The following is a 12743-nucleotide window of genomic DNA, read 5'->3' as shown; positions in this document are numbered from 1 at the left end:
ATGAGTTTACTGACATTTGCCAAGACGGCCTTAGGTTCTATGGTCAAGCAGCCGGTCACGGTGCGCTATCCGCAGGAGAAGCTGACGGCACCCGAGCGCTTGCGCGGGCATATCGTCAACGACATGGACGTGTGCATCTGCTGCGGCATGTGCGCGCGCCGCTGCCCGGCGGGCGCGCTCGCGGTCGATCGCAAGGGCGGTACCTGGTCGATCGACCCGTACGCCTGCGTGGTGTGTGGCGAGTGCATCGAGAGCTGCCCCAAGCACTGCCTGACTATGGACACCGCCCGTACTCCAGTTGCGGCGGATAAGACTCCCACGGTAGAAACCAAGCCGGAGTAACGCCGGAATAGAGCTGGGATAGGGGCCGGTGGGGCAAAAATGCCCCACCGGCCCCGCGCTTAAACGCGCGGTTGTGCCGTCGCGAACAAAACTATGCCGGATTACTACGATAAATCGCCCACCTCCAACCACACCGCATTTGACAAAATCAAAACCGCAGGTAGACGGCTTGTAGTTTTGCGAAAAAATCACGCGTGGTCGGGAATCTCGTTTTTATCGTAGTAAACCGGCATAGTTTTGAAATGACACCATATTCGTAACATCACTTGATCTCCCGTGGACAGAGGGAAACGGATCATTTTGGCCTCGCGAGGACATCCGTGTGGCCCGTTCGCCATGAAATGGGCCTATCTACTACGACGTTTGGGCGGTGGCCCTCAACCACGGCAAAAAATGCGAAAAGAAAACCGCAGGTAGAACGCCTGCGATTTTCTGGAAAACGGGGGTATGGTCAAGGGTATCGAGTCAAACGTAGTAGATGGGCAGGTTTCGTGGCGAGCGGTTCCGGGTGATTCCTTGGGGACGGAGGAAAACGGATCATTTTGGTCCCGCGAGGCTTGCGGAGGCGCTCGTGCAGAGCCGCTCGGACAAAACTATGCCGGTTTACGGGGCTAAGTCACGCGCTCCCAACCATGCCGATATCCGTGAAAATAAAACCGCAGGTAGACAAGCCGTCATTTTACGGAAAACGCGGGTATGGATGGGGGCCCTGAGCTTAGCCCCGTAAACCGGCATAGTTTTGAAATGGCATTAAATCGATAACAGCTATTTTGCTCTGTCGGAGCGGTTGGCCGTTGGGTAATTACCCTCGCAGGTAGGCGATGGCGATTTGGGTGCGGTTGCGTAGCCCCATTTTGGCTAGGATTGAGCTGATGTGGTTGCGCACGGTGCCTTCGCCCATGTAGGCGGTGGCGGCGATCTCCTTGTTGTCGAGGCCGCGGGCGATGAGCTCGGCGACTTCGAACTCGCGGTCGGTCAGGCCGGTAAAGGCTGCGGGCCGGCGGGGCGTGCCGGCCTCGGTACGCGTCCCGTCAAAGTCGATATCCTCGATTGCCTTGCCCTCCAGCACGCGTTTGCCGTCCATGACTTGTGCCAACGCCGGCGGAATGGCGGCGACATCGGTTTTAATCAGGTAGCCGCGGGCGCCCAGTTTAAGCGCCGACACAATGTACTCGTCATCCGAGAATGTTGTCAGAAACACCACGCGTGCTGCAGGATCGCGCTCAAGGATTTCGCGCGCTGCCGATAGGCCGTCACGTCCCGGCATCTGAATGTCGAGCAGCGCGATGTCGGGCGTGTGCTCGGCGTAGAGCGCGACCGCGTCGCCGCCGTTGGCGCCGGTGCCCACTACCTCGATCTGCGGCTGGGCGCCCAGGATAATCTTGAGCGAATCGACCACTAGGCGGTCGTCGTCGACAACGATGAGCCTCATCGGCCCTCATCTCCTTGCTGTTTGGGAACGGTGGCAAACACACGCCAGCCGCCGACGCCGGCGCGCGGGCCGGCGGTGAAGGTGCCGCCAAGCGCCTCGACGCGCTCGCGCATGGAGGCGAGCCCCATGCCCTCCGCAGCGCCGCGGCCGCTTGCTTGGACCCCGCCCGCGCCATCGTCGGTAACGACAAGCTGGTAAAACGACGGATGCTCCATGCACCGCACGGTAATGGTTTTGGCATGGGCGTGGCGCATGGCGTTGGAAAGCGCCTCGCGCAGCACCGCCGCAAAGCAGTTGGCGACGTTGGCGGGTGCATGCTCGGCCAAAACTTCAAGCTCAATCTGCGGGCCGCCGTCCGAGCGCGCGCCTTCAACAATGCGTTCGAGCTGCACGGAAAGGTCGACGGCGTTGTCGTTGAGCGCGTGGACGCTGGTGCGCACAAGCTGGAGCGCCTCGTCAACCGTGCGTTTAACGTCGGCGAAATCGGCGGCGACGCCAGGCTCGTCGGCGTGGACCACGCGTAGGGCTTCGGCCTGCAGCGAGGCGCGCGTGAGCTGGTGCCCGACGTTATCGTGGATCTCGCGCGCGATGCGGGCGCGTTCGGCGAGCGTCGCGAGCTCGACTTCGTAGTCCTGGCGGTCGGCAAGATCGCGGTTGCGCGCCTCGAGCGCGAGGGCTCGTTCCTGCAGCTCGTCGCGGGTGCGGCGCATGCGCCGCTGCTCGCGCTCCAACTGGGCGGTGCGTAGCGATAGCAAGGTGGCGGCAACCGAAAGGATGGCGGTTAACAGCAGCGTTCGGGTGGTGAGCACGCCACCACGAAGGTCCGCGACAAGCGCGCAGACAAACACGGCGCCAATCGCCAGCGCGGGCCAGATTCGTTCACGGCGAACGCGTCGCGCGATGTCATAGAGAGCGAGAGGCGCAAACGGCACAAACGGCGGCACGAAGACAGCCGCGATGATGCAGGCGTAGCTCGCGGCCTCGCTCACACGGCGGGCGCGGTTTCCCTGTACGACCTCGGCCAGCGAGGTGGCAATAACGCCAAGGCAAAACGCCGCGACCAAGCGAGCGTCCACAGCAAGACCCATGGCGGCCGCAATACAGCACGCCAGCACGATCGATTTGTCGAAAAGCCTGTTCATACGGGTATTGTACGCGAAGCCGCGCGTGGTGGAGGGACCGCCTGCGCAACCGTGACATTCCTCCCACGCGGCAAAGCGGGGACGTCGGCAGGCCGCACGGCCAAGCTCCGCACTCGTGACAAAGCTCACTGGTGCGCGCCGCTCGCTCCTGCGATGATGCAATCGTGCCGGGCCGCAATCAACAGAAGGGCCGCCTCATGACAGACATCGTCCACGTCGAAAACCTCGTCAAGCGCTACGACGACCTTATCGCGCTCGACCACTTTAGCCTGAGCATCGCCCCCGGCGAGATCTTTGGCCTGCTGGGCCCCAACGGCTCGGGCAAGACCACGTCCATCAACTGCATTCTGCAGCTGCTCGCCTACGACAAAGGCACCATCGAGCTGTTCGGCGAGCCCATGACGCCCGCCCGCTACGACCTCAAGCGCCGCATCGGTGTGGTGCCGCAGCAGGTGGCGGTGTTTGACGAGCTTACGGTGCGCGAGAACATCGACTATTTCTGCAGCCTTTACGTCAACGACCGCAAGCGCCGCCGCGCGCTGGTGGACGAGGCGATCGACTTTGTCGGGCTGGGCGACTTTACCAAGTTTCGCCCCGGCAAGCTCTCGGGCGGCCTGGCGCGTCGCCTCAACATCGCCTGCGGTATCGCGCACAAGCCCGAGCTCATCTTCTTTGACGAGCCCACGGTGGCGGTCGACCCGCAGAGCCGCAACGCCATCCTGGAGGGCATCTGCCGCCTGCGCGACGAGGGCGCCACGGTGGTGTATACCAGCCATTACATGGAGGAAGTCGAGCAAATCTGCAGCCGCATCATGATCATGGACGGCGGGCGCGTGCTGGCGCAGGGCACCAACGACGAGCTCAAGCGCATGATTCAGATGGGCGAGCGCGTGACCGTCGAGGTCGGCGCCGTCGAGCCCGCCACGGTCGAGCGGCTGCGCGCTCTGGAGCACGTGCTTTCGGTTGAGCTGTCCGGCGGCGAGCTCATCTGCACCTGCGAGGCGAGCCCACATAATCTGGTCGACATCCTTGACACGCTGCGCGCCGCCGACGTGGCACTCGGTCGCGTGTGGAGCGAGCCGCCGACCCTCAACGACGTGTTCCTCGAGATCACCGGCCGCGAGCTACGCGACTAGGGGGCAGCCATGATCAACACCATCATTATCACGGTCAAGACGCTGCTGCGCCGGCCGAGCACATGGGTCTGGGGCGCGCTCTTTCCCATTGCGCTTTCCACGATGTTCATGTTTATGTTTGCGAACCTCAGCTCCGACGGCAAGGTCGATCCGGTGCCGGTAGCCGTTGTCGCCGACGAGGCCTGGGACGCTTCGACCTTTAAGGACGTGGCGACGTCGCTTGCCAAGGAGGGCGACGACCAGCTGCTTAAGATCCACGAGTGCGACGACGCGGCCGAGGCGAACCATGCGCTCAAGTCCGGCGAGGTTGCGGGCGTCTACACGGTCGACGACGCGGGCGCGCCCAAGCTTACGTTGCTTTCGAGCTACGATAGCTCGCGCGCCAGTACGGTGCTCACCGACCGCAGCATCCTGGAGACGGTGGCGAGCTCGTATACGCAAAATGCCGAGCTCATGCGCCAGATTGCCCAGGACAACCCGGCGGCGCTCGCCGACCCGGAGGCGGTTGCGCGCGCCCTGTCGCTTAAGGGCGGCACTCGCCGCGTGAGCCTTACGCGCACCACGCCCGACGGTACGACCATCTACTATTACGCGCTCTTTGGCCTGGTCGCGATGATGTCTTCCGAGTTTGCGGCCCTGGCCGTCGTCGATCTGCAGCCCAATCTGTCCGGCCTCGGCGCGCGCCGCTGCGTGGGCGGCGTCTCCAAGACGGCGTCGCTGGCCGGCATTTTTGTCGGCTCGTGGCTGGTCTCATTTGCCTCGATGGCGATCGCGATCGGCTACGTGCGCCTGGTGGTCGGCATCGACTTTGGCGGGCGCGAGGGGCTGTGCCTGGCGGGCGGCGCCGCATCCGCGCTTGCTGCCACGGGCCTGGGGCTTTTTGTGGGGACGCTTCCCGTTAAGGGCGGCAAGGCGTCCAAATCGGGCATCCTCACGGGCTTTGCCACCACGTGCGCCCTGTTCGCCGGACTCTACGGCGAGCCGGCGATGGCGCTTGCCGACGATGTTGCCCGCGCCTGTCCGGCCGAGTGCTGGCTCAACCCCGTCAAGCTCATCTGCGATATGTTCAACCGCCTGTATTTCTTTGAGGATCTGGGTCCCTTTGTCGTTCGCGCCGGTGCGCTTGTCCTCATGGCCCTGGTGTTTGTCGCCGCCGCTACGCTGATCTTTGGAAGGAGCCGCTATGAGCACCTTTAAGACCGCGCTTCGCATGGCGCTCGCGCACCCGTTCTACCTGCTCATCTACACGGTGTTCATTTCACTCATGGGCGTGTTCATTGCGGCCTCGGTCAGCTGGAACTCGTCGCAGCTGACCGAGTACAAGCCCTACGACGCCAACGTGATTGTGGTCGACCGCGACGGCAGCGATCTTTCGCGTGCGCTTACCAGGCACCTGGGTTCGCGCTTTGACCTGGTCACGGGCGTCGGCGACGACACGTACGACCTTGCGGACGCGCTCTCCAAGAGCAACAGCGCCAAGGGCAGCGCCGACTGCGTGTTCTTTATCCCGGAGGGGTTTGAGGACGATCTTGTTGCGGCCGCCCGTGCGGGGGAGGACTTGCCCAAGCTCGATGTGACCTACGGTTCCGGCACCATGGCGGCGGCGCTTTCGTCTGCCGAGGTTTCGCGGTGGATCTCGCTCGCGGGCGCTGCGGCGGTGCTTGAGCCTGCTGCCTCCGGGGCCAGTGTCGCCAAGACCGCCGAGCACGCCGCCGCAAAGCGCGCGGAGGTCCAGATCGAGCAGGTCAAGGTTGACTCGACTGCCGCAGCCACGCTCGAGTCGTACTTCAACTTTGGCGCGTACGCGATCATCTCATCGGTCATCGTTTCGGTGGGACTGGTGTTTTCGGGTATGAACGAGCCCGAGCGCGTGCGCCGCATGGAGGCCGGCCCGGTCTCCGAGCGCCAGCGTTCGCTTGCTGTGTTCGCGGCTGCCGCGGTGCTTACCGTCTGCATCTGGTTCGTGTCGAGCATGGTGGGTGTCGTGGGCTTTGCCGGCGCGGTCGCCGAGGTCGGTGTGGGTCGCGTGTGCCTGGCGCTGGCGGCGACGCTTGCCCTGGCGTGCACGCCGCTGGCCGTTGGCTTTACCCTGTCGAGCTTGGGCGCGCGCGAGGAGCTGATCAACGGCGTGGGCAACTTACTCGGCATGCTCATGACGTTTTTGGGCGGCGCCTGGATGCCGCTGTCGCTCATGGGCTCGGCCGTGCAGACGGTGGCGCACTTTGTGCCGACGTTTTGGGTGAACGACGCGATCGGCAAGGCGCTTGCCTCGGATCTAACGGCCACCGTGTTGGGCGACATCGCCTGCGACCTGGGCGTCACGGTGCTCTTCGCCGCCGCCATCGCCGCCGTAGGCCTGGCCCTCACCCGCGCCAAATCCCACGCCTAGCTACCTGGTCATCGGGGACGTTCTTAAACGGCTAGTCATCGGAGACAGTCTTTGTCGATTCGCCGGCCCGCCGGTCGTGCCGGCAAGGACTGTCCCAATATGTCGGCACTTGGGGACGTTCCTTTCCTGCCGGCACTTGGGGACAGTCCCGGCATTCATTGGGGACAGACTTAAATGAGTGGTTTCAGTCATTTAAGTCTGTCCCCAATGAGTACCCAATGACTGGTTTGGAAAAAATCGCGCCTGTCGCTTAAAAATAGTTCGCCTGGGTTTACTATTACCCTAGAAAAGTAGCAGAAGGCTAACAACGGGGGATAGCATGTCGACAAAGCAAGCCTATGTCCAGGTCAGCGGGCTCAGGAAACACTACGGCGACGGTGATGCGCGCCTGACGGTACTCGATGGCATCGACACGTCCATCAACCGCGGCGAGATCTGCGTCATGCTGGGGCCCTCGGGCTCGGGCAAGTCGACCTTTCTCAACCTGATCGGCGGCCTGGAGGATGCCGACGGTGGCTCCATCATGGTGGACGGCTGCGCCCTCACGGTGCTCAAACCTACCGATCTGGGCGAGTATCGCCGCCGTGAGCTGGGTTTTGTCTTCCAGTTCTACAACCTGGTGCCCGATCTCACCATCAAGGAGAACATCGAGGTCACGGCGCACCTGTCCAAAAACCCGCTCAATGTCGACGACCTGCTGCGTTCGCTGGGCCTCTACGAGCACCGCAACAAGTTCCCGCGCCAGGTCTCGGGCGGCCAACAGCAGCGTTGCGCCATCGGCCGCGCACTCGTCAAAAACCCGGGCCTGCTGCTGTGCGACGAGCCCACCGGCGCGCTTGACTACAAGACATCCAAGGAAATCTTGCAGCTCATGGAGGATGTTAACCGCACCTACGGCTGCACCATCATCATCGTCACCCACAACGCCGCCATCGCCCGCATGGCCAACCGCGTGCTGCGCCTGCGCGACGGCCGCATCGTCGAGGATGGGCTCAACGAGTCGCCCGTTGCGGCCGCCGAGCTCGATTGGTAGGCGATGCCATGACACCTCTCGCAAAGCGACTCCCGCGCGAGCTGCGCCGCAATATCGGCAAGTACCTGGGCATCTTTTTGCTTATGTGCGGGAGCATCGCTCTCACCTCGGGCTTTTTGCTCGCGGCGCATTCCATCGGTTGCCTTATCGACGACATGCGCGATGCGTACACGATTGAGGACGGCCGCGTGACCACCTCCTTCGAGGCTACCGACGACCAGCTCAAGGCAGCCGAGGATGCAGCCGACGACGTCGGCGGCGTCACGCTCTACAAGAATTTCTCCATCGACGCCATCATCAAAAAGACCGCCGGCGACGACGGCACCAAGCGCACGTTGCGCACCTATGCGCACCGCACCAAGGTCGATATCGCGTCCTACTGCGAAGGCAAGCAGCCCAAGACGGACGATGAGGTGGCTATCGACCGAGTTTTTGCCACCAACAACGACCTTGTCGTGGGCGATAAGGTTGAGCTTGAGGGCCGCACCTACACCATCTGCGGCATCATGACCCAGCCCGATAGCCAGGCGCTGTTCCTCAACAATTCGGACTTTACGGTGAACACCATCACCTATGGTGTGGCCGAGGTCACCGACGCCGGCTTTGCCGCGCTCGAGGATGCCGGTGGTGCACCTGCCTACACCTACTCCTTTGCTTTTACCGATCGCGACCTCCCCACCGCGGATCGCATCGATGCGGAGCAGGATATGGTCGAGGCGCTGACCGATGCCGATGCGCGCGTGGACGATCTGATCGACGCCGATTCCAACCAGGGTATTGGCTACGCGCGCGACGACGTAGACGGCGACTCCATGATGTGGATGACGCTGCTCAACATTATCATCGTGATCATGGCGTTCGTCTTTGTGGTCCTTACCGACGCCACCATCGAGGAGGAGAGCGCCATCATTGGCACGCTGCTCGCCAGCGGCTATCGCCGCCGCGAGATCGTGCTGCACTACCTGGCACTTCCCGCCATCGTGGGCGTGGTCGCGGCGCTTTTGGGCACCGCGCTCGGCGTCGCGTTCTTTACCGAGCCCATGCGCGGCCTCTATTACGGTTCGTACAGCCTGCCTCCCTTCCAGGTGTACTGGAGCTGGGAGATTTTTGTGAAGTGCGCCGTGGTTCCCGCTGCCGCGCTCATCCTCATCACGCTGGTGGGCCTGCTTCGCAAGATGGGCAAGACGCCGTTGCAGTTCCTTCGTCACGAGGCGAGCGGCAAATCGGGCACCAAGCGCGGCCTGCAGCTGCCGGAGCGCATGGGCTTTGTCTCGCGCTTTCGCCTGCGCATCTTCCTGCGCAACCTGGGCAACTTCGCCACGCTCTTCGTGGGCATTGCGTTTGCCTCGCTGCTGCTGCTCTTTGGCCTGGCGATCCTGCCCACGATGACGCACTATGCGGACAACCTGGAGACAAGCCTGGTCGCCGAGCACCAGTACACGCTCAAGGCTCCGCTAGAGCTTGAGGGTACTGCCGAGGAGCGCGGGCAGTGGGCGGCGCTCGAGCGCTTGCAGTCGATTGACGGCGCGCTGCTCTCCGCCGCCCAGGATGCCGATGACGAGCTTGACGACGCGGCCGATGCGGCGCAGACGGCAGCCGATGCCGCGACCGCATCTCCGTCTGCCGAGAGCCTGGCCGCGGCGCAGGACGCGCTCGCCAAGGTCCAGGACAAGAAAGATGCGCTTTATGCGCGCCTCGATGACCTTGCCGATGCCCTCGGCTGCGACCGCGATGAGGCCATCGACCTGATCGACAAGGCCTCTAAGATCGACACCGACAACGACGACATTCACCCGATCAACACGACCGACAACGGCGCGGGCGCAATCGCGCAGGCCGAGAAATATGCCGTTTACCAGCTGCAATACGACCGCGGCGAGGGAAACGGCACAGAGGCCATCTCTGTCTACGGCATTTCATCTCATTCGCGCTATTGGAAAGACCTCAACGTCGGCGACGGGCGCGTCGTCTTTGGCGGCGGTCTGCTCGATAAGTTTGGCTGGAGCGAGGGCCAGAAGGTCGAGCTTCGCGACAAGTACGAGGCTCGGGATTATTCTCTTGAGTACGCGGGTAAGGACTGCATCTGGGGTTCAAAGTCGGACATGAATATCTATACGAGCATCGATGACTTTAACGAGCTGTTCGGCAACGACGCCGCCTACTTTAACGGCTATGTGAGCGACGAGAAGCTCGACCTCGATGCTCGTTACTTTGCCGGTGACACCACGCCCGACGACATGCGCGCCGTGGGTGACCAGTTCATCGGCATGATGAGCAAAATGATCGGCATGATGGTCGGGCTCGCGGTGTTTATCTTCCTGCTGTTTATGTACCTGCTGACCAAGGCGGTGATCGACCACAGCGCCCGTTCGATCAGCTACATGAAAGTCTTTGGCTATCGCGATAGCGAGATCTCGCATCTGTACATCCGCTCGATCATGCTGTGCGTGGCGGCGTCGCTCGTGCTGAGCCTGCCGGTCATTATTGGCTCGCTCACGGCCATCTTCCGCTCGATGCTGCTCGCCTACAACGGCAATATCGAGATCTACGTGCCCGCTTGGTCCATGGCTGCATGCATCGGCATCGGCTTTGCGACCTACCTGGTCGTGGCGCTGCTGCACACGCGCTCTATCAAGCGCGTCAGCCTGGCCGAAGCCCTCAAGGTGCAGGAGTAGTCATTGGGGACGTTCTTAAACGACTAGTCGTTGGGGACAGTCTTTGCCGGATCGCCGGCTCGCTGGCCGGGCGGCAAGCACTCATTTAAGTCTGTCCCCAATGAGTGCCTAGCGACTCGGCGTTGCGCTTGACTTCAACCCCACTTCAACGGGTACCATCCTCTATGTCTGTAACGCCATATAGACCGAGGGGATAGATCTATGACCGCAACCGCACCCGCAGCACCGGCAAAGGTGTACTTCACCAACCTGCGCACGCATGCTCGCGAGAGCCAGCTCGACAAACTCAAACGCCTCATTCGCCGCGCCGGCATTGAGCAGATCGACTTCGAGAACAAGTTCGTCGCTATCAAGATTCACTTTGGCGAGCTGGGTAACCTGAGCTTTCTGCGCCCAAACTACGCCCGCGCCGTCGCAGACGTCGTGAAGGAGCTGGGCGGCAAACCCTTCCTCACCGACTGCAACACGCTCTATGTGGGCAGCCGCAAAAACGCGCTCGAGCACATCGACACCGCCTACCAGAACGGCTTTACCCCGTATGCCACGGGTTGCCAGATCATCATCGCCGACGGCCTCAAGGGCACCGACGAGGCGCTCGTTCCGGTCGAGGGCGGCGAGTACGTGCGCGAGGCAAAGATCGGCCAGGCACTCATGGACGCCGACATCGTGATTAGCCTCACCCACTTTAAGGGCCATGAGCAGGCCGGCTTTGGCGGCGCCATGAAGAACCTGGGTATGGGCGGCGGTAGCCGTGCCGGCAAGATGGAGCAGCACGCCGCTGGCAAGCCGAGCGTCGATACCACCAACTGCGTTGGCTGCCGTGCCTGCGAGAAGATATGCGCGCACAGCGCCATCACGTTTGACGGTACGCGTGAGCGCGAGCTTGCCAACGGCAGCACTCGCACGGTTCATGTGGCTGCCATCGACCACGATCGCTGCGTGGGCTGCGGACGCTGCATTGCGGCGTGCAACCAGGACTGCATCAAGCCCGACTATGATGCCGCGGCCGACGTACTCAACTACAAGATCGCTGAGTACACCAAGGCCATCGTCGACGGCCGCCCGAGCTTCCACATCTCGCTCGCCATGGACATCAGCCCCAACTGCGACTGCCATCCCGAGAATGACACGCCCATCGTCAACGACATCGGCATGTTCGCGAGCTTCGACCCGGTCGCCATCGACCAGGCCTGCGCCGACGCCGTCCTGGCGTCCGAGCCGCTGCCTAACACCGAGCTTACCGACAGCGCGGCCAAGATGGAGCATAATCACGAGCATCTGGAGGGCGAGCAGGCCAAGGATCCCTTCTGCATCACGCATCCCGACACCGACTGGCGCGCGTGCATCGCGCATGCCGAGAAGATTGGCCTGGGCACGAGCGAGTACGAGCTCATCGAGGTCAAATAGCGCCTAGCTATTGGACATATCAAGCGCTTTTGTAGCGCAACGTTAGTAAAAACCGCCCGTGAGCACAGCGCCCACGGGCGGCTTTTTGGAAGTGCTAGGGGCCAGATAGACCAGTAAACCGTACTATTTGCTTAAAAATTCTTGTCGAGGAACTCGTCGACCGTATTCCAGTAGAGCTCGGGGTCAACTTGCGCGCTCTTGGCGTGGGTGGCGCCATGGATGGTGAGCTTTTGCTTGACCTTGCTGGCGCACACGTCGTAGTTTTGGTCGAGCATGTCGTACGGCACAAAGGTGTCCTGGTCGCCGTGGATGAACAACATGGGAACCGTCGCGTGTTTGAGTTGCTCCACACTGCTCGCCTTATGAAAGTCGTAGCCCGCGCGCACGTTGCACACCAAGTTTGCTACATCGAGCAAGGGAAAACTGGGCAGGCCAAATACATCCTTGAGCTGCAGGGAAAACTCGTCCCAAACGCTTGTATAGCCGCAGTCCTCGATAATGCATTTCACATTTGCGGGCAGAGATTCCCCCGCTACGTTCATGGCAGTCGCCGCGCCCATCGACTCGCCAAAGACCAGGATGCGCGCCTTGGGATCGGCCGCAACAATCCGCCCGATCCACGCGACGACATCGAGTCGCTCGGGCCAGCCCATGCCGATGTAGTCACCGCCGGAACGCTCGTGGGCGCGGGCGGCGGGTGCGAGTACGTTCATGCCGCGGTCGTGGAATCGCTTGACGTATCGGGCCATACCGATGGGCTCGTTGGTATATCCATGCAGGCAGACGGCGTAGTCGTGCGTGCTCTCCGACGCAGCAAAATACCAGGCGGCAAGCTCGGTCCCGTCATCTGCGGTGAGGCCGCTGCTCTCGCGATTCTCTTTAAACCACGCCCGCGCCTCGGTTCCCTCGGCATCCGGCTGCTCACTTTCTTTGCCGTCCTTGCCGTCCTGCATCATCTTCATGGTGTATGGCGCGCGGGGGTTCAGCGCGAAGTCAAACAGAAAGTTGCCGGCAAATCCGAGCAGCGCAATGACAACCACCAGCGCAACGACGCCGGCTATCTTGAGCTTTCGATGGGAACGTGCGTTTTGAGACATAAGAAGCTTTCCTATAAGATGTTAATACATCAACATTTAATGCAAGCGCATTATGGACGTTCACCGTTGATGCGTCAACAGGCAAAGAAT

The 12743-nt window shown here is 62.0% G+C and carries 10 protein-coding genes; 7 read left to right on the top strand and 3 right to left on the bottom strand.

Going from position 1 to position 12743, the window contains the following annotated elements; genetic code table 11:
* The gene (locus tag PMX70_RS03020; protein WP_138113720.1) at positions 1–342 is read left to right on the top strand and encodes a 4Fe-4S dicluster domain-containing protein; all 342 of its coding nucleotides are present in this window, start codon (positions 1–3) and stop codon (positions 340–342) included.
* A gap of 802 nt (positions 343–1144) precedes the next feature.
* Here the strand turns inward: PMX70_RS03020 and PMX70_RS03015 are convergent.
* Both PMX70_RS03015 and PMX70_RS03010 read right to left on the bottom strand, forming a co-directional pair.
* Positions 1145–1774, bottom strand: coding sequence for a response regulator (locus PMX70_RS03015; protein ID WP_271742834.1), 630 nt, complete (start codon positions 1772–1774; stop codon positions 1145–1147).
* Positions 1771–2916 carry a sensor histidine kinase gene (locus tag PMX70_RS03010; protein WP_271742833.1) on the bottom strand — a complete coding sequence of 382 codons (1146 nt, stop codon included), beginning with the start codon at positions 2914–2916 and terminating at the stop codon, positions 1771–1773. The genes PMX70_RS03015 and PMX70_RS03010 overlap by 4 nt, the downstream gene beginning before the upstream one ends.
* 197 nt (positions 2917–3113) lie before the next feature.
* Here PMX70_RS03010 and PMX70_RS03005 point away from each other — a divergent pair, with 197 nt between their 5' ends.
* The 6 genes from PMX70_RS03005 (at position 3114) to PMX70_RS02980 (ending at position 11556) form a co-directional block, all read left to right on the top strand.
* Positions 3114–4052, top strand: coding sequence for an ABC transporter ATP-binding protein (locus tag PMX70_RS03005; RefSeq protein WP_271742832.1), 939 nt, complete (start codon positions 3114–3116; stop codon positions 4050–4052).
* A 9-nt stretch (positions 4053–4061) separates the two neighbouring features.
* Entirely contained in the window at positions 4062–5249 is a 1188-nt protein-coding gene (locus tag PMX70_RS03000) for an ABC transporter permease (protein ID WP_118270547.1), read from the top strand.
* Positions 5236–6441, top strand: a complete 1206-nt coding sequence (locus PMX70_RS02995; protein WP_117630025.1) for an ABC transporter permease — start codon at positions 5236–5238, stop codon at positions 6439–6441. Before PMX70_RS03000 ends, PMX70_RS02995 begins: the two co-directional genes overlap by 14 nt.
* 319 nt (positions 6442–6760) lie before the next feature.
* On the top strand, positions 6761–7474 hold the full coding sequence (locus tag PMX70_RS02990) for an ABC transporter ATP-binding protein (protein ID WP_117630024.1): 714 nt from the start codon (positions 6761–6763) through the stop codon (positions 7472–7474).
* An 8-nt stretch (positions 7475–7482) separates the two neighbouring features.
* Positions 7483–10149, top strand: coding sequence for an ABC transporter permease (locus PMX70_RS02985; RefSeq protein ID WP_271742831.1), 2667 nt, complete (start codon positions 7483–7485; stop codon positions 10147–10149).
* A gap of 201 nt (positions 10150–10350) precedes the next feature.
* Positions 10351–11556, top strand: a complete 1206-nt coding sequence (locus PMX70_RS02980) for a DUF362 domain-containing protein (RefSeq protein WP_117769774.1) — start codon at positions 10351–10353, stop codon at positions 11554–11556.
* 131 nt (positions 11557–11687) lie between these two features.
* Here PMX70_RS02980 and PMX70_RS02975 read toward each other — a convergent pair whose 3' ends face one another.
* The gene (locus PMX70_RS02975) at positions 11688–12653 is read right to left on the bottom strand and encodes an alpha/beta hydrolase (RefSeq protein ID WP_117778704.1); all 966 of its coding nucleotides are present in this window, start codon (positions 12651–12653) and stop codon (positions 11688–11690) included.
* Positions 12654–12743 lie beyond the last annotated feature (90 nt).

Origin of the sequence: Collinsella aerofaciens, assembly GCF_028206795.1 — a bacterium.
Taxonomy (GTDB): domain Bacteria; phylum Actinomycetota; class Coriobacteriia; order Coriobacteriales; family Coriobacteriaceae; genus Collinsella; species Collinsella aerofaciens_AX.
This window is presented reverse-complemented; position numbering and strand designations above follow the sequence as displayed.